We start from the raw sequence: 21,098 nt of genomic DNA on the forward strand, positions 1-21,098 counted from the left end.
TTTATTCCCCATTTCTACGCGATTTACTGGTTATGGTACCATGATTATAGCAACTCTTGGTGTTGTTTACCAATGGACTAAATTATGTTTCATTTGCATTTTATGCGATTTTATTTTTGTGTGTTACGCATTTTTGTACGGTCTTTTGGTTTGTTTAAGCTTGGTCGATCCTTGTTGTTGAGCACAGGCTGACGAACAAAAATATTGAACATCGCTTTTGCATTAAATGGTATAAACGGCCACAGATAAGACGAGTTATACGAGCGGTGCAAAGTTAATAGGATAACATATAGTGTAATCCCAATTATTAAACCATGTACCTTGAAGAACGCAACGGCAACAAGCAAAATTAGCCTGACCATTCGATTAGCTAATGCCAGCTCATAACTCGGCGTCGCAAACATCCCTACCGCAGCAAACGCCATATAGAGTATGACTTCATACACGAAAACGCCTGTCTTGACAGCTATTTCCCCTAGCAGTATCGCAGCAACCAAAGTCATCGCTGTCGCTAACGGAGTAGGCGTATGAATGGAAGCCATCCTCATTAGGTCAACCCCAAATTCCGCAAGAATAAACTGCAGCAGAAGAGGAAGCTTACCTGTCTCTTGTGGTCCAAGTATTTGGAGATAAGCCGGCTTCAAGCCTGGTTCCATAACTAACAGCAACCAAATCGGAAGCAGGAACAATGATGCAAATATACCCAAAAATCGAATCCAGCGCAAGTAGGTACCCATAAAAGCCGTCTGGCGATTTTCTTCTGCGTGCTGACAAAGATCAAAAAACGTCGTAGGCATGAGCATAACAGATGGAGAAGTATCCACCAGAATGGCCACACTTCCGTCCAATAGATGATCGGCAACGACATCAGGCCGTTCAGAATACCGAACAAGCGGATATGGATTCCATCCCTTCTTAATAATTGCCTCCTCCAGCTGTTTATCAGCTAACGGAAGTCCGTAAATATCCACTGCCTGTATTTTTTTTCGTATCGACTCCACAAGTCGGATGTCCGCTATATCATCGATATAAAGAATAGACACATCGGTTTGTGTTCGACGCCCGACTTGCATAATTTCTACCTTCAGTCCTGGATCACGAACTCTGCGACGTACAAGGGCCACATTTGTAAGCAACGTCTCATTAAATCCATCTCTAGCCCCTCGTACCACCTTTTCCAAAGAAGGCTCTTCTGGTCCACGCGCTGGATAATTACGAGTATCTAGCACAATAGAAGTAGATTCCTGCTCTATGTAGAACACACTGTAGCCTTGGAATACTTTATTTATTGTCTGGCTCATCGAAGTCATAAGCTCAACTTGAATATGCGGAATGTAAAGGTCAAAAAAAGCTTTAAGTGCATCAGCACTTATTTGCTTTTTATCCAACATGCTCAACCGCGCCAATATAATATCCATAATATTGTCTTTTGCAAATCCAGATACAAAGAAATAACCGACTTTACGTCCTGCAAATGTCATTTCACGGAAAACGAGATCGAATGATTCGCCTAGTCCAGAGACATCCTTTAACGTTCCTTTGACCTCTTCAATATCAGTCGGAATCTTATCATCGCCTTGCCAATATTGCACCGATTCCTCCAAACTGTTGGAATACTCTTGCTTGCGCTTCCTTGCATGCTCCGGACTCTCCTCTCCAACTGGACTGCCGGCAGTTCGATCTGGAATTTGATTGGATGCATGATGCTCATTTTGATTTGATGCCTGTTCCTGATCACCCTGTTGTTCAGGAGGTTCTGACACTTTTCCATCTTCAGCATGTGATGAAATTTGATCGTCTACGCCTGTATCTTCTTTTTGGTCTGTATCACGTGTATCAGTCACCGTATTCCCTCCTTCTTGCCTTCAATTTCACATTTATCTAGATCGATATCTAGCTGGGACATTCCTTAGTATGGAACAGAAGGAAGAAGTTCATGAATGTATGCTGCAATAATTAAATCGGGCTTCACAAAAAACAACAGCCGCTCTTCCCGTTGATGGAAAAAAGCGGCTGCTAATTAGCGTAGATCGTTCAATTGATCAACTTTTTGAAACTTGTATCTTGTAACCATCATTGCGCGATTTGCGACTTAATGGTCTGCAATATTTTTTTCTCTAGTCTTGACACCTGTACTTGAGAAATACCAAGACGACTCGCCACCTCAGACTGCGTCTGATCGCGGAAGTACCTCAAATACACGATGAGTCGTTCCCGCTCATTTAACCCCTCAATCGCCTCGTTAAGAGCCAGCTTATCAAACCATTTCTCTTGTGATTCATCCGCGATCTGGTCCATTAATGTTATCGGGTCGCCATCATTCTCGAATACCGTCTCATGGATAGAGGTCGGTGGTTTGTTCGCCTCCTGAGCAAAAACAACATCTTCCGGCGAAACACCGAGCTCTTCCGCTACTTCCTTAATCGTCGGGAGTCTATTCAACCTCTTGGACAGCTCGTCCTTCGTCTTACGGACTTTGTTGGCCATTTCTTTGAGGGAACGGCTGACCTTAAGGGTTCCGTCATCACGCAAAAAGCGTTGAATTTCCCCAATAATCATCGGTACAGCATAAGTTGAGAATTTCACGTCATAAGAGAGATCGAACTTATCGACTGACTTTAACAATCCAATGCATCCGATCTGGAACAAATCTTCAGGCTCATATCCACGGTTCATAAAACGCTGCACGACAGACCATACGAGCCGAATATTACAATTTACCAACGTCTCACGAGCCAGGCTATCACCAGATTGGCTGAGCGCAATGAGACGTTTTACTTCTGCATCTTCTAAGTAGCCGGGTGATGATTGTCTCATATCGGCCTCCATTGCCTCAACCCTAGTTATAGAGCGCTTTTTTGGATTCAATCCGCTTTTTCATGCGGATCGTTGTTCCTGCGCCGGGTTCGCTATTCACTTCAAATTCGTCCATAAAATTCTCCATAATGGTAAAGCCCATGCCTGAACGTTCCATGTCAGGTTTGGATGTATACAGCGGCTGACGAGCCATCTCCAAGTCTTCGATTCCATTGCCTTCATCCGAAACGTAAATCGTTACTTCTTCCCCTACGATTTCAGCAGAAATCGTTACGACTCCGCTTGGATTGTTATCGTATCCATGAATGATGGAATTCGTAACCGCTTCCGAGATTACCGTTTTCAAATCTGTTAACTCGTCCATGGTAGGGTCCAACTGAGATACAAATGCCGCAACCGTAACTCGGGCAAACGCTTCATTCTCAGACCGGCTGGCAAATTGCAGTTTCATATGATTCGTGTGATTCTTGTTAGTCCGATCATTCATGATACGACCTCCAGACCAGTAAGTGCTGTGTGCTCACTATCATAAACGTTCATAATCTTAAACAAGCCAGACAGTTCAAACAGTCGGCGAACAGCAGGGTTCATATCACAAACGACCATTTTCCCACCTTTACCTTTAAGCAACTTGTAGCGTCCTAATATGACACCAAGTCCGGAACTATCCATAAAGGAAAGCTCTTTCAAACTAAGTACAACATGGTTGATCTGACCACGTTGAATCGCTTCGTCCAATTGAACACGCACCAACTCTGCAGTATGATGATCCAATTCTCCTTTTAGCCGAGTAATTAGAACATTACGTTGATGCTCCAGCTCTACATGCAAATTCATGCTTTCACTCTCCTCCCACATTGCCGAACCTTTTCGTTGCCGAAACCTCTAATTCCTGCCCGGTGACAAAACTAGAACTTCCCCATCAATCATTGACAAAAAACAACTTAGAAGTCGCCCGTTTGAGTAGGGTCCACCAGCCAGCTTTCGCAATATCACGGTCTGATTCGACAGGAATTTCACGAATGACTTGTTCTCCCTGATAGACGACAATTTTCCCAATCGATTGTCCTTTAGCAATTGGAGCAGATAAAGATTCTGGTGCAGACAATTCAAAGCGAACTTTATCTTTGCTAGCTCCTTTTTTAAGAAGAAGATGATAAGGTTGCTCTGCCTTCAACTCCAGTTTGGACTGCATACCCTTCTCAATTTGAACTTCACCGATCCGATCCCCTTTTTTAAGAAGAGGAACATTCATATATTGAGCAAATGCATAATCGAACATTTGTGTCACTTCTGCATTTCTTGTTTTCGTATTTGGCTCGCCTAGCACGACAGCAACAACACGTAAATTATCCCGCTTCGCAGTTGCAGACAAGCAATATTTAGCCTCTGATGTATATCCTGTCTTCAATCCGTCAGCACCGCTGTAGAACCGAACAAGCTTGTTGGTATTAACAAGCCAAAACTTCTTATCTGTATGCTGCCGTAAGTAATCCTCGTAGGCTCCTGTAAACTTCGTTACTTCAGGATATTTCAGCAGCTCACGAGACATAATCGCAATATCATGCGCTGACGTATAGTGATTGTTAGCCGGCAGGCCATTGCAATTTACGAAGTTAGTATTGTTCATCCCAAGCTTCTTTGCCTTCTCGTTCATGAGCTGTACAAAGGCTTGCTCAGAGCCTGCTATCTTCTCAGCAATCGCTACCGAAGCATCATTTCCAGAAGCCATTGCGACTCCTTTAAGCATATCGCGTACACTCATTTCTTCACCAGGTTCCAAAAAGATTTGGGACCCACCCATAGAAGCGGCATATTCACTCGTCGAAACTTTATCGTCCCATTTTATTTTTCCGTCCTGTATAGCTTCCATAGCAAGCAGCATCGTCATAATCTTTGTAATGCTTGCAGGAGGCAGGCGATCATTGCTGTTTTTTTCATAAATGATAGTTCCCGTATCTGCATCCATAAGCACTGCAGAACGAGCACTTGATGCAAGCTGTACCGTATCTGTATTTGTTGTTGAAACTTCCGTAACTGTCCTTCTATCTGCTGCTTGATCCGTACTTGTATTCATATTGTCAGGCGGCAGATCAAGTCCATACACTGCTGATGATCCTGTCAGCATCAATGCCCCACACAATGTGATACAGACAAAGAGCTGCATCGTTCGGCTTTTACGACTCAAGTCGTTCCCTCCTCATTGATTGTATCCACTCTTAACTCTCTGAAAATGCATAAGATTACGTATATGTACATTCTCGCAAAGCGAACAACTGTCGTTTATAGTAATCACGAATGCATAAGAGAAAAAGAATGCCTTTTCACATTGTCGACCTCTTGCACCTAAAATATTCCACACATAAAAAAAAGCACAGCACGCTTAACGCGCAACTGTGCTTTCATTCCTAATTATCTAGTTCTAGACGGTTTGTTTTTGCGAATAACACGAGTAAACTCCGAGTTGAGTACACGATGCGTAGGATTCAAGTTGCCTCCCGCTGTTTTACCAAAAACACCCAGAAGTGCACTGCGTCCCGTAATTTTGATTTCTACCTCGAACTGTAACACGTTACGGTTTAAGTTAACGGAGAGAAAATCAGATGTACCCGGAGAAAGGGTTACCGAGTCTCTCGTGATTAACTTTTTCTTACCGTTTAGCTTAAACACAGACACCTCAGCTTTAACTTGGCCAGTACCGTTATTCAGTACTTTTGCAATGACAGTGGCAGAACGGTTATTCGCTGCATTTTCTAGTGGACCTGTAGAAAATGTTCTAGTGTTAGAAGTAGTAGTAGTAGCTCCTGCAGTCTCACTATTACTGCTGAATCCCATATAAACAACTCCTTTTTGTTTTATCCCTCTATAAGATGCAGCGTCACTGTCTTTTGAAAGGTACATTCGTCGAAAGGTACATTCACCTTTACTAGATATGCACAGATTCAAGGGTGTTTTAACGATTTTCACAAGATTAGCAGAGGATGATGCAGCAACTTTGCAATGCATAATTATACATGCACTGTATTACGGTGAAGCGCTTTCTTTTTGCGAAACAAGACTTCTCATCCCCCTGTCAACGCCCCATATTATACTGAAATATACAGGTTCATAAAGATTTCTTTCATACTCATATAAAAAATTTCATTCACATAACTAGCCAGTTTATAAGTTGACCGACCGCATATTTATGATAAAATACAAGAAAATATTTAGATAGTGCAAACGAGAGGACCTAATTTCAGGTACCCTTTCAAAAAACTTACACCATTGAAAAATAAACAATTTGGAGGAGAACCATGGCTATTACATCAACAGCAGTTAAGCAAGAAACATTGAATCCTTATGAGATTGTACAGAGGCAGATCGAAATTGCAGCATCACACTTGAATCTTCCTCAGCAAGAAATCGAATTTCTTAAACGTCCTATGCGTGTGCTCACTGTCAACTTTGCAGTTAAGATGGATGATGGTTCTGTAAAAGTCTTCGAAGGGTACCGTTCGCAGCACAATGATGCAATTGGTCCAACAAAAGGCGGCATTCGTTTTCACCCAGATGTAACTCTTGATGAAGTAAAAGCTTTGTCGATGTGGATGAGCTTCAAATGTGGTGTTGTCAGCTTGCCATACGGCGGCGGTAAAGGCGGTGTCATCTGTAACCCTGCTGAGATGAGCAAAGGTGAACTAGAGCGTGTCAGCCGCGGATTTATGGAAGCAATTGCTGACTTCGTAGGTCCTGACAAAGATATTCCTGCTCCAGATGTGTATACGAATGCTCAAGTTATGGCATGGATGGTGGATACGTACAGCAAGAAGAAAGGCTCCTTCCAACCTGGCGTCATTACAGGTAAACCGATTATTCTTGGTGGATCAAAAGGACGTAATGAAGCTACGGCTCGCGGCTGCGTGTTTACGATTCTCGAAGCTCTTGAAGAATTAGGGAAGAAGCCTAACGAAGCAACTGTGGCTATTCAAGGTTACGGTAATGCAGGGCGTATCGCTGCAGAATTGTTAACTGAGCTTGGCTTTACTATCGTGGCAGTTAGCGATTCGAAGGGTGCTATTTACAACCAGAACGGTCTAGACTTAGAAGCAGTTAATGCGTGTAAAGACGCAGGGTCATTGGCTAATTACGACAAAAAATATCAAATCAGTGCAGACAGCATTTTAGAGCTAGATGTCGATGTACTTATCCCTGCTGCATTGGAGAACGTGATTACCTCTGTGAATGCCGATAAGGTTAAAGCTAAAATTGTTGCTGAAGCAGCAAACGGACCTACAACTCCAGAAGCGGATAAAATTTTGAGTGATAAGGGAGTCTTGGTCATTCCAGATATCCTTGCGAATGCGGGCGGTGTAACCGTATCGTACTTTGAATGGGTACAAAACTTGATGAGCTTCTATTGGAGCGAAGAAGAAGTGAATGAGAAGCTTCAAGTGAAAATGGTAGATGCTTACCGCGAAGTTCGTTTCTTAGCTAAAGAGCATCAAACTGATCTTCGTACAGCTGCGTTTATGATTTCGATCAAACGTATCGCTGAAGCAATGCGCATTCGTGGTTGGGTGTAATAGATAGAACAACTAAGAAAGCTGCTTATTCCCCCTAAAGGGAACGAGCAGCTTTTCTTGTAGTTACTTATTACATATTAAAATCAATTATACAAAACGTTGTACGCCGTCCTTCGTTACAATTGCATAAACAAGCGGCTTCTCTTCAACTGGCTCAGCAGACAGCTGATAAGCTTGAATAATACGCTGTTTAGACTCTTCCACACGTGATTCATCATTCACATGTAGAATCGCAAGCACATCACCCTTCTTCACTCCATCAGCTACTTTTTTACGTAGGTCAAGCCCTACAGCCAAGTCAATGACACTTTCCTTAGTCTCACGACCAGCACCTAATAGCATAGCTGCAATTCCAATGCTCTCTGCTTCAATGCTGGAGACGTAACCATCATTCTCAGCAAGCACTTCTATACGTTTAGCTGCGTGTGGAAGCTTAGCTGTGTCTTCAACCATAGCTACATCGCCACCTTGTGCCTGTACAAGCTGCTTCAAACGATCGAATGCAGAACCATCTGCAATCGTTTTTTCAAGAATTTCACGAGCCTCTTCTGTAGTGGATGCTTGTTTGCCAAGCACAACCATGTGAGACCCTAGAATCATAGACAATTCATGAAGATCTTCAGGGCCTTTACCGTGTAGTGTCGCAATTGCTTCCTCTACTTCAAGACCATTACCAATGAGATGTCCTAGCGGTTGATCCATATCAGAAATAATCGCTACCGTATCGCGGCCAACTTCTGTTCCGATATCTACCATCGCTTGTGCGAGTGCAATGGAATCGTCAAGCGTCTTCATAAATGCACCGCTACCTGTCTTAACATCAAGTACGATCGCATCTGCACCCGCTGCAATCTTCTTACTCATTACAGAGCTTGCGATAAGCGGAATTGACTCTACCGTTGCGGTTACGTCACGCAAAGCATAGAGCTTCTTATCAGCTGGTGTGATGTTACCACTTTGTCCAATCAGCGATACGCCGATATCATTTACTTGGTTAATAAATGTTTCGCGCGGAAGCTCAACTTGGTAACCTGCAATCGCTTCCAACTTATCTATAGTACCACCTGTATGTCCAAGCCCGCGTCCAGACATTTTCGCTACAGGAACCCCTGCCGCTGCGACCATCGGTGCAAGAATCAACGTTGTTTTGTCGCCTACACCGCCAGTGGAGTGCTTGTCTACTTTGACACCGGCAATTGGGCTCAAATCAATTTGATCGCCAGACTTCGCCATTTCCAGCGTTAATTGCGCTGTTTCTTTAGCGCTCATCCCTTGGAAGTAGATAGCCATTGCCCAAGCAGCTACTTGATAGTCAGGTACATTACCTTCACTATATCCACGTACCATAAATGTGATTTCTTCTGGTGTAAGTTCCTTACCTTCACGCTTTTTCTGAATAATGTCAACTGCTCTCATGTTAACTCCTCCTACCTGAAGTCATTCTTGTTGTTCGATTGTATTACTTGTATAGTAACCTGACAATTACATTGCAGGTATGATATCTAGCACAAGTCCCAGGAATTGTTCTTTAACCTGTTCTGCCGTTTCCATAACCTCTTCATGAGAAAGTGGCTGATCTAAGATTCCAGCTGCCATATTGCTAATACAAGATATCCCCAGCACTTCAAGTCCAGCATGCCTTGCTACGATAACCTCTGACACGGTTGACATGCCGACCGCATCTGCCCCAAGTGTACGCATCATACGGATTTCGGCAGGTGTCTCATAGTTAGGTCCTATCAGACCAACATAGACACCTTCTTGAAAAGTAAAGGAGTGACGGGCCGCTACTTCTTTGGCAACGGAGCGCAAGCGCTTACTATAAGCTTCCGACATGTCGGGAAAACGAACGCCAAATTGCTCATCATTTGGGCCGATGAGCGGGTTACGCGCAGTCAGGTTCAAATGATCGCTAATAAGCATTAAATCACCTGCACGATATGCAGTATTAATGCCACCTGCCGCATTCGTTACGAGCAGTTGCTTAACGCCAACGGCCTTCATAACACGTACAGGAAATGCGGTAAGCTCGGGACCATATCCTTCATAGATGTGAAAGCGACCTTTCATCAACATAACGGCTCGTCCACGAATCGTGCCAATTAGCAATTCACCAGCATGGCCTTCTACCGTTGACTTCGGAAAATGCGGGATATCTTCATATGCTATAATAGTTGGGTTCTCAACTAAACTACTGAGAACCCCCAACCCTGACCCAAGAATCAAACCAATCTCAGGTTGATGGGAAGTACGGCTCTGAATATAAGCCGCAGCTTCCTGCACTTGATTATACGTTGTAACTGTACTCATTACTTACATCCTCCTTAATATGTATTAAGGAGCTAGATGCAATCTCATGATGTATATTCTTATAGCTCCGACAAGAAGCTTGTTCCGATCTCTGGAAGCTTCGCTCCAAAGTTATCAGCTACTGTAGCACCCAAGTCTGCGAATGTCGCACGAATACCGAGCGAGCGACCTGGTTCAATAGATGGGCTGTATACCAACAAAGGTACATACTCACGTGTATGATCCGTACCTGGATGGATTGGGTCATTACCATGGTCTGCCGTAATGATAAGCAAATCATCAGGACCTGTCATTTCCAATAATTTTGGAACTGCAGCATCGAATTCCTCCAATGCGCCTGCGTAACCTTCTGGATCACGACGATGCCCGAACAAGGAATCAAAGTCTACCAAGTTTGTAAACAACAAACCTTCGAAAGATTGTCCCATCAAATCAATTGTCGTCTCGATACCGTGTGCATTGCTCTTCGTTGGGTAAGAAGCAGTAATGCCTTCACCACTGAAAATATCGTTAATTTTGCCGACAGAAATAACATCTTTGCCAACATCCTTAAGCGCATCCAATACCGTTGGTGATGGTGGAGATACCGCATAATCATGACGGTTAGGCGTACGCTTAAAGTTGCCTGGAGTTCCAACATATGGTCGTGCGATTACTCGCCCAACCATGAATTCTTCCTGCAACGTAAGCTCACGAGCAATTTCACAAGCACGATACAGCTCGTCTAGCGGAATAATTTCCTCATGAGCTGCAAGCTGGAATACACTATCAGCAGATGTGTAAACAATCCAGCTTCCTGTCTTCATTTGCTCTTCGCCATATTGATCCAATACTTCAGTACCAGAAGCAGGCTTGTTGCAAAGCACCTTGCGGCCTGTTTTTTCTTCAAATTGACGAAGCAACTCTTCTGGGAACCCATCTGGGTAGGTTTGGAATGGAGTTGTAATATTAAGACCCATCAACTCCCAGTGACCTGTCATTGTATCTTTACCTACAGAAATCTCGGCCATTTTGCCATAGACTCCTGTTGGAGCATCTGCAGGCTTCAATGTGCCCAAGTCTGCAATAGAACCCAAGCCAAGTTGATTCATGTGCGGGATCTTAACAGCTGGAACACGTTCGATAATATGACCTAGTGTATGCGAGCCTTTATCGCCAAAAGATTCAGCATCAGGAAGCTCACCTATACCGACACTATCCAATACGATAACGGTTACTTTTTTGAATTTGCGTGACATCGTACCACTCCTCTTTGTCTCTTTGCTATTGTGCTTAGGGCACGTCATGCTCATACGCAATATAGCACAGCTTACTTATTTTTCTTAGCTCTTGGATGAGCAGATGAATATACTTCCTTCATATTTGGCTTCTCGGGAATTGACGCGTAACGCTGGGTCGTTGCCGCATCCGCATGGCCAAGTAGTTCCTGCACAACACGAATATCAGCCCCATTGTTCAACAAATGAACAGCAAAAGTCTGACGAAGCATTTGCAAAGTCAGCTCTGGCATATCTGGTATTTGTGCTGCATACGTACGAAGACGCTTCCAGAACCCTTGTCGAGTCATACGCTGCCCATGACGATTTAGAAATAGAGCTTGTCCATCTTGCTTCTGATCTCCAGATGACTGGGACTGCAAGCCTTCTCTACTCTTCTCTAAATAAAGTCGGATCGCTTCAATGGCTACTTCCCCTAGTGGCACAATTCGCTCCTTGCGATTCATCACACAACGAACAAATCCCAATTGTAAATTGACATCCGTTATGTTCAGATCAAGCAGCTCAGATACACGGGCACCCGTTCCATATAGCGTTTCCAGCATGGCACGATCTCGAATTCCTTGCAGTGTATGCAGCGAAGGCGCTTCCAATAGCCTGCCAACTTGCTCAACTGTCAGAACTGTCAACTGCTTAGGATTGCTTTTAGGAACTTCAAGATCCATGGTTGGATCTTTGCTAGCTTCCCCTTCCCGAATTAAATAACGATAGAAGGCACGAAGAGCGGCCTTATGCCTCGTAATCGTCGATGCAGCCCGTCCTTGCCTTCTTAACCAATTTACATAATGAAATAAATGTACAGGAAGCACTTCATTTGCCTGCTCTATACCTTCAGCTGACAAGTGACGAACAAAAGATTGAATATCCCGCTCGTATGCATCTTTCGTATGAGGGGATATTTGACGTTCGTCGGTTAGATACTGCATATATTGCGCCATTTGTCGTTCCAACGTCGTCTTCATGTTCGTCAATCTCCTTCTCTTACACTTTAACACCATTTATGAACGACTTCCACCACAAAGAATACAATATTAACTGCCGTTATTCTCCAAGCCAGTAATACAACTTCAATCGTTCACGAAATTGTTCCGGTTCCATATTCAATTCCACATTAGGATGAAATACTTTTACTGCACGTCCTTGCGGTTCACGGTATTTATTCACCGGTGCTATCCACGCCGAAACAACACCAAGTAATTGTACCACTACATATGTAGCCAAGAAAAAAACAACAATAAATCGTAAGCGCTGCACTACAGATCGAATGGATACAATCAACGTCTACACACCTTTCCATAACGGAAATAAGAAACTCCAAAACACGATAATATGGAAGCTTTTTTCGTCTATCATAATCAACGTATGTCCACCTTCGAGCGCTTATACCCCAATAAGCATGAAATGTGTATGTAAACAGGCTCACCGGAATCGGTTGCTACTCATAAAATAGGAGACCAGACAGCATCGTGAGAGGAGCAACGTCATGCGATCGTTATCCGCTTATATGAAGGCCCATATTCATTCCCAGCCTCATAAGTACAGTGTTCGTAAAATGATTGTGTGCCGCAATCGTGAAGCTTATGAGAATTGGCTGCATGAGCTTCATAAACAGGGCATTACTCCCCTGAAGCAAATCCCTTCTGCTCTCACCATATGTTGTCATATGAATCCCGATAAGGAGCTCCACACATCAAGTTACCATCCAAGTATCCGAAAGGTAGAAACGGATAAGCAAGTTCGCATTCATCGTTGTTCAAAAGGATGGGTACGTACATTTGCCTCTTCACCTGATAACTATTCGCCTACATTCACTTCTAAGTCAATGAAGGAGGTCAAAGTCAGGCTTCCGCAAATCCCTTGGAATATTCACGCTGTAGAAGCCCCAAAAGTGTGGAAACAAACAAAAGGAGAAGGCATTAAAATTGCAATTATTGACACAGGCGTAACCGAACATCCTAATTTAAAAATTGCTGGCGGCATAAATATGATTAATCGACTTGAGTCCTATGAGGATGACAATGGTCATGGAACTCATGTGGCAGGTATTGCTGCGGCGATCGGACATCAAAAAATGCCCTTTGGCGTAGCCCCGAATATTCAACTGTATGGCATCAAAGCCCTTGATAATACGGGCACGGGCTATGTATCCGACATTGTGGATGCGATCGAATGGTGTATTCATCAACGAATTCATATTGTTAATATGAGTCTTGGGCTGGATGATCCTAGTGACGTTCTTCGGCGTGCAATTATTAAAGCTCATCAAAGAGGAATTATTGTGGTTGCTTCTGCTGGAAACGATGGTCCAGATACGCTATCGGTAGATGAACCAGCAAAATATCCAGAAACGATCGCTGTAGCTGCCATGAACGCTAAATATGAAGTTGCTTCTTTCAGCAGCAGAGGTAAGGAAGTAGATATCATTGCTCCAGGAGAACTTATCGTTTCGACGAACCATAAAAATGGCTTTGCTATCGAATCTGGCACTTCTATGGCTGCTCCGCACGTTGCTGGCGCAGTTGCGCTACTATTGTCATTGCATGGGGCTCTAAGCCCTGATGAAGTGCGAGGATTGTTAATGAGCACAGCAGATCCCCTAAAAAATACGAATGAACGCTCTCAAGGAAGCGGTCTGATCCAAACGCTAAAAGCAATCCAAGCAGTTCCTCAGTATGCAACAGCTAGTAGACGTACGATCTCACGAAGATCGAGAACTGGCTATAAGCTGCAGTCTACACACTCAAACACGAGGACCCCAAAACCTATTTCCTCACGCCCTCTTTTCGGAATTGCTTTGTCCAAAAGTATGAAAACCAAAGCTCGACCCAGTAGAAATGTAATTTCGAAAAACAACCCGAACGTTCAAACAAAACGAGAAAAAACTGTAATAAAGAAGGTACGTTCAAGTCGACTACGCACGAACAAGAAAAGTAATACTCCACTAGTACGGAAGCAGCATGGTTTCTCCTCTCCTATGAGAACCCCAATGAAAAATCAATCGAATCATAAAATGCTTTATCGCAAATAATTATGGGCTTCCAAAGTAAAAGGGCTGCCCTAGTCATTGTACATGACTTATCGGACAGCCCCTTGCTAATATGCGGATGTAATTGTTGTGTAACAGCAGTTGCATATTTTAATTAACATGAACTACTGTTCTTGCTTGGATTCCTTCTCCTGACATTTATTACAAATACCCTGGAAATCCAAACGATGATCGAGTACATGGAAATTGTATTCTTGTGCTAACCGCTCTTCCAACGGTCCCAGCCAGTCATCCAAAATTTCTTGCATCGTACCGCACTGCACGCAGATTAAGTGATGGTGATGATGTTTGCTGTTGTCGCCACGCAAATCGTAACGAGCAACTCCATCTCCAAAGTTCAACTTCTGTACCACATGCAATTCACTAAGAAGCTCTAACGTACGGTAAACGGTGGCAAGACCGATTTCGGGAGCTTTCTCCTTGACAAGCATGAAGACATCCTCTGCACTTAGATGGTCCTCTTCATTCTCCAGCAGCACGCGCACAGTTGCTTCACGCTGCGGTGTCAGCTTATATCCTTGGGATTGCAGTTGTTGTTTAATTGTATCAATCCGCGACTCCATGGTCTCCCCCCTTGCCGCCTATCCGCAATTCAATTCACTTCTATTATTATAGGGGGACTATCTAATCAGTGTCAAATTATTTACGAGATCTTTAAAGCACTCTCGACATCAATTATCGTGGAAGACATCCAATTCATGAGGTAAGGACTAATCCAAGTCATAATAACGGCAACCGCCATCATTCCTATACATACCCCGACTTGTGTCGTCAAATAATCGAGAAACGGTTTTTTTAACGAACGCATCTTCGGAACGAACAGCCTGTCCTTCATCACATGAATCGCAAAAGACAGGGCAGAAACACTTGCTATAAGCATAAGCGGAATCGCTATCATATTGTGTGGAGCGACACCAAGCAAGGCTACGAACATTCCCTTCCATGAAAATTGACTGACTAGTGTTCCGACTGTAAATCCAATGAGCACCCCTTTTGTAAAGTCAAGAATTAAAATAAGTGGAAATCCTACAATAGAAATACCAAGCACGGCAATGAGCAATATCCACCGCCAATACATCCAAAGTGAGGACCAGAATTCGGTAGTGTCAGCAGGCTCTCCTGCTGTTAAAAAGATTTGCTCCAATTGACGCGATAGCTCCTCTTGTTGGTCATACGTTAACGAGTTGACCAATAAAGCACCGAACACAACACCTACAACAAATATCAATGTCACGAACACGTACAAATATAAATGCTTCTTTATATCCGGCATGATTGCTAACAAGGCCAACGTCTCCTTTCTCCTTACGGAAAGCTTGTCCGCTCTGACGTTCGCTCCATGTATATGCACATGCACGCTATAATATGAAGATACCGTATTTTTATTTCTTTGTGTTCATGACTCCTCCGTACGTTCCTCCACCGCCACTTCTAAGCTCCAGTGTTCCTGTACGTGCAGCTTGAATCAATTGTGCAATTTTGTCACCAACAACAGCACAAAGATCCTCCGTGCTTGCTCGATGCAAAATATTCATCTCCGTACCGAACTGCTGCAGCATCTTCCTCATCGTGCTAGGTCCGACACCAGGTAAATATTCTAAAGGTACCTGATGAATATACGGAGTGCGATCAGGCCGAGCAGCCTCTTCTACACTTCGATCTGCAATAGTTGCAATTCGATCGTACACACCGCCGATGACTACTTTACTGCCGCACGTTGAACATGGATGAGACATGTGATTCCCTGACGAATGGACTCCATCCGCTAACAAATGCCCATTGCCGCAAGTTGTGCGATGATACTTTCCAAGTCGCGGATTCAGGCCATAATTCGCTGCAACACCGCGCCCTTCCCGTTTACGCAGCACTTTGCACCATTCTGCAAAATTCGGCTCCGCCATTACAAATGAATTGTACTCACGACCAATTTTGGATAATGAGTGGGCATCTGAATTTGTTAATAGTGTATACGGATCAAGTTCAGAAATACGTGCTGCCATGTCACGATCTGCGCTCAAACCAACTTCGACAGCATCAACGAGCTGCATGTCCAGCACTTCCTCCATCCGATTTGTACAGCTGCCGTATATGCTTTTATGTGGGGTGAAAATATGAGCAGGGACAAATACTCCCCCATAGGCTGCAACTTCCTGCTGTAGCTGCTCTGCCTCTACATAAATTCGCTGTGTGGACAGATGAATATTACGCATATGTGCAGACATCCACCGAGAAAAGTGCTTCATCGCGTCAAGGCTTGGCATATAGCAAAGTACATGCGCCGTGCCTTTTCCGCTGGGCTTAATCTCAATTTCACTCCCCAATAAAATGGTCGTATTTTTATACCGAATCCCACCCTCAGGGAGCTCCTCCATTTCCCCTCGCGCGATTAAGCGATCGATATCAGCAAGCACACCAGGTGATTGCGCATCAATAATCCCGATTAGATCTATCCCTTTACGATCGGCCGCTTCACGAGCAATCGCTTCGAAAGTTAAATTTCGACTGGCGCTTATTTTAACAGGCCTTCCTTCTGAAGTCGCTCCTATATGGACGTGTAAATCCGCATAGTACGTACTCAGATTTAGTTTCATGTTCTCACTCACAAAGGCCAATGTCCCGTCAGCTTCTTAATTTGCCATGCATAAACCGCACTTATCGTCTTTGCATCACTAATACGTCCTGCACGAATCGCTGTGAAAGCTTCATCCAACGTAAATGCCATGACTTCAAGAAATTCATCCTCATCTGTCTGCATCGAACCTTGTACAAGCTGTTCAGCAACAAACAAATGAATAATTTCATCAGCAAAGCCAGGCGAAGTATAAAAAGAAGTAAGCGGAATTAACGACTCTGCGATGTATCCTGTTTCTTCTTCTAACTCCCTTGTTGCCGCTGCCTGCGGCAGCTCACCCGCATCTAGTTTACCCGCAGGTATTTCAACTTGGGACTTCCCTAACGGCTTCCGATACTGTTCGACAACAATCATTTTGTCGTCACGAATCGCAAGTACAGCTACAGCTCCTGGATGCTTAACAATTTCGCGAGTAGCCGTCGAGCCATCAGGCAAAGTCACCGTATCTACTTGCAAGGAAATCACTTTACCATCAAAAATTTTCTTCGTCTCTATCGTCACTTCTTCAAAAAGTTTACCCACTTCATATTGATTCGAATGGTTCATTCTATCTTCATCCCCTTATCCATCTGTGATAACTGCTCAATCTATTATTTTTCACATATACACACAAGCTATTACATACAAATTATATCAGATGGCATTCATAAACACGATGGACGACAAGGAGATGAGATGCAGCAATGAAACAATTTCGTACGGATAAACAGTTATGGCTTTCAGGCAAAGGATATGATATAAGTGCAACTTTACGACGTATGATGATGAAAGAAGGCAAAGATGCCAAAATATCAGATATACTAAGTAAACCGCACAGAAAATAATGCTTTTAACCAATCGCGTATACATCTGTACATTGACGCAATCAACGAGACATCTTAGCATAATTTTCACAAGGCGTTGACCTTACTCGACTGTTATGAACTTGACACCTCCTTCTGATCAAGCTAAGATTGGACTATACTGACCGATCGTTCTAATAATGGAGGATACTTATTCATGGCACGTCGAACTGCAGAAGAAGCCGAACAGACTAGGCAAGCGATCGCTGCTGCTGCGAAGCAGCTCTTTATTCAACAAGGATACCAAGCCACTTCTATGGAGCAGATTCGAGAATCTTCTGGCATGAGTAAAGGAAGCATTTACTACCATTTCAAAAGTAAAGAGCAGCTATTTATGTACTTACTTGAGTTAAATATGGTCGATTGGATTTATAAATGCACAGAACGATTCAAACTTGCTTCAAACGCAACTGAGAAGTTGTATGCGATCGCTCATCATTTCGCCCATGATTTTGAAAATCCGCTTATGCAAGCATCGATGGAATTTTCCGGGACTAAAGGTGCCGATCCAGAAGTGATCGAGAAAATTGTGGAAATGTCTAAGTTCCCGCTTCCATTAATTCTCGATGTCATTAAAGAAGGGATCCAGCAGAAGGAATTCGCTGAAGATGATCCCGAGGGGCTAGCTCTGTTGCTTTACAGCGTATTAGGCGGACTTGGCATGATCCAATTTGACAACTACTCGCTTGAAGAACTTGAGTTCATACATCGTAAGGCAATCGATGTGTTCCTTAACGGTATTCGCGCATAACATAAAGGATGGAATAGATGGATGAACCAATCCATCTTTATTTTCACCCATTATTAAACCGGACAGTCAGTATATTTTAAATTAGGGGGATAATGAATCATGTCAAGCAATGCTACACCTGTAGCTGCACCACCATCTTTATGGAGTAATCGAGTTTTCCTCATCGTAGCTTCTGCTGATTTACTCCAACAAATCGGCATCTGGGTACGTAATATGGCACTTCTATTCGCGGTTACGGAGATGACAAATGGAAATGCAGTAGCCATTTCCTTACTCACCGTATTTGAAATGGCACCGATATTTATCTTTTCCTTAATCGGTGGCGTATTCGCGGATCGCTGGAACCCGAAATGGACGGTCGTAATTGGCGACTTGCTCAGTGCCTTGTCCATCGTCGTCATCATGCTCTGTCTCGCATCTGGCATCTGGCAAGCTGTATTTTTAGCTACCGTTGTCTCTGCAATCGTGAGTCAATTTTCAGTACCCTCTTCATCCGTACTGTTCAAGCGACACGTTCCTGAATCTCAAGTACCTACTGCAATCGGGATTACACAAGGTCTGAGCTCCATATTCGTCATTCTTGGCCCAATTATTGGAACTTTCTTGTACAAGGTGCTCGGGCTTCAAGGCTCTTTGGTCGTACTATGCGGTATTTTCACATTAGCAGCACTTATCCAACTTGCTCTACCTTCCTATAAACGAGAGAAGAAAGAGAACACAGCCGTACTTGAAGATATTAAATCAGGTATATCCTATGTATGGGCGCACCCCACCCTACGCCTGTTAACACTTACGCAAATTGTAATTAGTCTCGGAATCGGCTTAATTCAGCCACTTGAAATATTTATCGTAACAGAGCGACTCGGACTGCCTAAAGAATCATTACCTTGGATAACAACAGCGGCAGGTATTGGATTGCTCCTCGGTATAAGCATCGCATCTGCATGCGGATCATTTATCCAGAAACACCGCAAAATCATCTTTGCAATTGCTCTATTAGGATTAGCTATATCGTTAGTTATCGAGGGATGGTCTACGATTTTATGGTTAACACTAGGCATTCGTTTCCTAAGTGGTTTACTGATTGCAGCGCTACAAGTCATTTTGAGTACGTGGTTCATTCAGTTTGTAGACGAAAACTTTATCGGACGTGTAAATGGCATTACCATGCCGCTGTACACGGCAGGCGTAATGATCGCTTCCGGTATGGCTGGATTTATTAAGGAACAATTTTCACTCGTTACGGTCTTTACTCTTGCAGGTATTATAGTCGCTTTTGGTGCGTGGCTGAGTCTTTACATCAATTTATCATCAGCCAAGCAGCCTTCCGAAGAAACGGAAAACGTAGAAGCGAGCAAGTCGTTACGTACAGCAAAATGATGACACAAAAAAAGAAAGCATCCTGATTCACGGATTAACAGTGAATCAGGATGCTTCTTTCTTGAGGAGCTTTGCTAGACAAAGGTTTCGTACCGTTGCACTAAGCCTGAATTGCCTCTTCTATAATCGCAACGACAAGCTCCGTCGTCTTCACCAAATCCGAAGTATGAATATGCTCATTCGTCGTATGGATATCTTTGTAACCCACTGCAAGGTTAACGGTAGGAACGCCATGGCCATTGAAAATATTGGCATCGCTTCCGCCGCCGGAATGGAATACACTCGTTGGTACACCAATTTTTGCATTCGCACGAGCAACTAATTTTACAACTTCATCTTCTTCTGTGAAGTTAAATGCTGGGTACATCACTTCACTTGTGAACTTAGCGCGAGCGCCGTACTCTGCTGCTGCTGACTCAATCGCTTCTTTCATAGCAGCTGTTTGCTTATCCATCTTATCTTGCACGATACTTCTTGCTTCAGCTGTAAGCTTCACATAATCGCATACGATGTTCGTCGCACCGCCACCTTCGAAGCGACCGATGTTCGCTGTTGTCTCGTGATCGATACGGCCAAGCGGCATACGCGCTACCGCTTTACCTGCTACTTGAATCGCGCTGATTCCATCTTCAGGGTTTACACCTGCGTGTGCAGACTTCCCGTAAATCTCCATCGTAATCTTCGCTTGTGTTGGTGCAGCAACTGCAATGGAACCGATCTCACCGTTCGAATCCAAGGCATATCCCAAATCAGCCTTCAAAAGGGATGCATCCATAACACGAGCACCGTTTAGGCCTGATTCTTCTCCAACTGTAATGACGAATTGAATTTGACCATGTGCTTGACCAGATTCTTGCACGACACGGATCGCTTCGAACATAGCAGCAAGACCTGCTTTGTCATCCGCACCAAGAATAGTCGTACCGTCACTGCGAATCATACCGTCCGCATCGATAACTGGCTTAATCCCTTTACCAGGCGTAACTGTATCCATATGAGAGGTGAAGAAAATGCGCTTCGCTTGTTCTTGTCCCGCCGATGCTGGCCATGTAACGATCAAGTTGCCTGCACCATGTCCAGACTTCTCTTCTGTATCATCTTCATATACGTCAAGTCCTAGTTCACTGAACTGTTTTTTTAGCAAATCACAGATTTCGCGCTCATAGCGTGTTTCACTATCTACTTGAACCAATTGCAAAAAATGTTGTACTAATCGTTCTTGTTGTACCATCGTATCTTTCCTCCACACTCATTTTTCGTTAAAATAAATAGTATATCACTGAATTAGAGAGAAAGGAGTGCCTTCCTATGCAATCCAAACGTTGGTTTAAGATCGTTGTCTACGTCATGCTCATCGCTATGATCGCTTCCACTTTAATCTTCCTTATTGAGCCAATATTATATGGCCTATAAGATATCGCTTGAGAAGTTCTCAGCACCATTCGGTTCGATCGTATAGAATCGCTTAGGCAGGACAA

22 protein-coding genes are annotated in these 21,098 nt (G+C 43.6%); 6 read left to right on the forward strand and 16 right to left on the reverse strand.

Annotated features, from left to right (window positions below; translation table 11 throughout):
* Positions 1–110 precede the first annotated feature (110 nt).
* The 6 genes from IFO66_RS05115 to IFO66_RS05140 form a co-directional block, all read right to left on the reverse strand.
* Positions 111–1,763: a spore germination protein gene (locus IFO66_RS05115; RefSeq protein ID WP_420488649.1), complete on the reverse strand. Its 1,653-nt coding sequence runs from the start codon at positions 1,761–1,763 to the stop codon at positions 111–113.
* 310 nt (positions 1,764–2,073) lie between these two features.
* Positions 2,074–2,829, reverse strand: a complete 756-nt coding sequence (gene sigF / locus IFO66_RS05120; RefSeq protein ID WP_192024079.1) for an RNA polymerase sporulation sigma factor SigF — start codon at positions 2,827–2,829, stop codon at positions 2,074–2,076.
* Positions 2,830–2,839: 10 nt separating this feature from the next.
* Positions 2,840–3,304 (reverse strand): anti-sigma F factor, encoded by a 465-nt coding sequence (spoIIAB, locus tag IFO66_RS05125; protein WP_273015049.1) that lies wholly within the window; start codon positions 3,302–3,304, stop codon positions 2,840–2,842.
* On the reverse strand, positions 3,301–3,654 hold the full coding sequence (gene spoIIAA / locus IFO66_RS05130) for an anti-sigma F factor antagonist (RefSeq protein WP_192024080.1): 354 nt from the start codon (positions 3,652–3,654) through the stop codon (positions 3,301–3,303). The genes spoIIAB and spoIIAA overlap by 4 nt, the downstream gene beginning before the upstream one ends.
* An 85-nt stretch (positions 3,655–3,739) precedes the next feature.
* A complete protein-coding gene (locus tag IFO66_RS05135) occupies positions 3,740–4,894 on the reverse strand; it encodes a D-alanyl-D-alanine carboxypeptidase family protein (protein WP_192024277.1) in 1,155 nt (384 codons plus the stop codon).
* A 335-nt stretch (positions 4,895–5,229) separates the two neighbouring features.
* Positions 5,230–5,652: a hypothetical protein gene (locus IFO66_RS05140; protein WP_192024081.1), complete on the reverse strand. Its 423-nt coding sequence runs from the start codon at positions 5,650–5,652 to the stop codon at positions 5,230–5,232.
* Positions 5,653–6,113: 461 nt separating this feature from the next.
* Between IFO66_RS05140 and IFO66_RS05145 the strand changes: the two genes are divergently transcribed.
* A complete protein-coding gene (locus IFO66_RS05145; RefSeq protein ID WP_192024082.1) occupies positions 6,114–7,382 on the forward strand; it encodes a Glu/Leu/Phe/Val family dehydrogenase in 1,269 nt (422 codons plus the stop codon).
* Positions 7,383–7,469: 87 nt separating this feature from the next.
* On the opposite strand, the gene IFO66_RS05150 is transcribed toward IFO66_RS05145, so the two are convergent.
* The 5 genes from IFO66_RS05150 to IFO66_RS05170 all read right to left on the reverse strand — a co-directional run bounded on the left by IFO66_RS05150 (position 7,470) and on the right by IFO66_RS05170 (position 12,247).
* Positions 7,470–8,798, reverse strand: a complete 1,329-nt coding sequence (locus IFO66_RS05150) for a pyrimidine-nucleoside phosphorylase (RefSeq protein ID WP_192024083.1) — start codon at positions 8,796–8,798, stop codon at positions 7,470–7,472.
* A 66-nt stretch (positions 8,799–8,864) separates the two neighbouring features.
* Entirely contained in the window at positions 8,865–9,692 is an 828-nt protein-coding gene (locus IFO66_RS05155; protein WP_192024084.1) for a purine-nucleoside phosphorylase, read from the reverse strand.
* Positions 9,693–9,751: 59 nt separating this feature from the next.
* Positions 9,752–10,930: a phosphopentomutase gene (deoB, locus tag IFO66_RS05160; RefSeq protein ID WP_192024085.1), complete on the reverse strand. Its 1,179-nt coding sequence runs from the start codon at positions 10,928–10,930 to the stop codon at positions 9,752–9,754.
* A 71-nt stretch (positions 10,931–11,001) separates the two neighbouring features.
* Positions 11,002–11,931 carry a tyrosine recombinase gene (locus IFO66_RS05165; RefSeq protein WP_192024086.1) on the reverse strand — a complete coding sequence of 310 codons (930 nt, stop codon included), beginning with the start codon at positions 11,929–11,931 and terminating at the stop codon, positions 11,002–11,004.
* 79 nt (positions 11,932–12,010) lie between these two features.
* Entirely contained in the window at positions 12,011–12,247 is a 237-nt protein-coding gene (locus tag IFO66_RS05170) for a DUF4227 family protein (protein WP_192024087.1), read from the reverse strand.
* A 205-nt stretch (positions 12,248–12,452) separates the two neighbouring features.
* On the opposite strand from IFO66_RS05170, the gene IFO66_RS05175 reads away from it, so the two are divergent.
* Positions 12,453–13,997: a S8 family peptidase gene (locus IFO66_RS05175; RefSeq protein ID WP_192024088.1), complete on the forward strand. Its 1,545-nt coding sequence runs from the start codon at positions 12,453–12,455 to the stop codon at positions 13,995–13,997.
* Between the two features lie 122 nt (positions 13,998–14,119).
* Here the strand turns inward: IFO66_RS05175 and fur are convergent, their stop codons facing one another.
* The 4 genes from fur to IFO66_RS05195 form a co-directional block, all read right to left on the reverse strand.
* The gene (fur, locus tag IFO66_RS05180; protein WP_028593468.1) at positions 14,120–14,578 is read right to left on the reverse strand and encodes a ferric iron uptake transcriptional regulator; all 459 of its coding nucleotides are present in this window, start codon (positions 14,576–14,578) and stop codon (positions 14,120–14,122) included.
* A gap of 80 nt (positions 14,579–14,658) precedes the next feature.
* Positions 14,659–15,306, reverse strand: coding sequence for a stage II sporulation protein M (spoIIM, locus tag IFO66_RS05185; protein ID WP_225445498.1), 648 nt, complete (start codon positions 15,304–15,306; stop codon positions 14,659–14,661).
* Positions 15,307–15,397: 91 nt separating this feature from the next.
* Positions 15,398–16,606 (reverse strand): endonuclease Q family protein, encoded by a 1,209-nt coding sequence (locus IFO66_RS05190; RefSeq protein ID WP_192024089.1) that lies wholly within the window; start codon positions 16,604–16,606, stop codon positions 15,398–15,400.
* Positions 16,607–16,614: 8 nt separating this feature from the next.
* Positions 16,615–17,193 carry an NUDIX domain-containing protein gene (locus tag IFO66_RS05195; RefSeq protein ID WP_192024090.1) on the reverse strand — a complete coding sequence of 193 codons (579 nt, stop codon included), beginning with the start codon at positions 17,191–17,193 and terminating at the stop codon, positions 16,615–16,617.
* Between the two features lie 137 nt (positions 17,194–17,330).
* Between IFO66_RS05195 and IFO66_RS05200 the strand changes: the two genes are divergently transcribed.
* The 3 genes from IFO66_RS05200 (at position 17,331) to IFO66_RS05210 (ending at position 19,620) form a co-directional block, all read left to right on the forward strand.
* Positions 17,331–17,471: a hypothetical protein gene (locus IFO66_RS05200; protein ID WP_192024091.1), complete on the forward strand. Its 141-nt coding sequence runs from the start codon at positions 17,331–17,333 to the stop codon at positions 17,469–17,471.
* Between the two features lie 175 nt (positions 17,472–17,646).
* Positions 17,647–18,240, forward strand: a complete 594-nt coding sequence (locus tag IFO66_RS05205; RefSeq protein ID WP_192024092.1) for a TetR/AcrR family transcriptional regulator — start codon at positions 17,647–17,649, stop codon at positions 18,238–18,240.
* Positions 18,241–18,339: 99 nt separating this feature from the next.
* Entirely contained in the window at positions 18,340–19,620 is a 1,281-nt protein-coding gene (locus IFO66_RS05210) for an MFS transporter (protein WP_192024093.1), read from the forward strand.
* A gap of 100 nt (positions 19,621–19,720) precedes the next feature.
* Here IFO66_RS05210 and IFO66_RS05215 read toward each other — a convergent pair whose 3' ends face one another.
* Complete coding sequence (locus tag IFO66_RS05215) at positions 19,721–20,851, reverse strand: M20/M25/M40 family metallo-hydrolase (protein ID WP_192024094.1); 1,131 nt, start codon at positions 20,849–20,851, stop codon at positions 19,721–19,723.
* A 77-nt stretch (positions 20,852–20,928) separates the two neighbouring features.
* On the opposite strand from IFO66_RS05215, the gene prli42 reads away from it, so the two are divergent.
* On the forward strand, positions 20,929–21,033 hold the full coding sequence (prli42, locus tag IFO66_RS05220) for a stressosome-associated protein Prli42 (RefSeq protein WP_157282673.1): 105 nt from the start codon (positions 20,929–20,931) through the stop codon (positions 21,031–21,033).
* The last annotated feature ends 65 nt before the right edge of the window (positions 21,034–21,098 follow it).

The sequence above is a fragment of the Paenibacillus arenosi genome (genome assembly GCF_014841135.1).
GTDB lineage: Bacteria > Bacillota > Bacilli > Paenibacillales > Paenibacillaceae > Paenibacillus_B > Paenibacillus_B arenosi.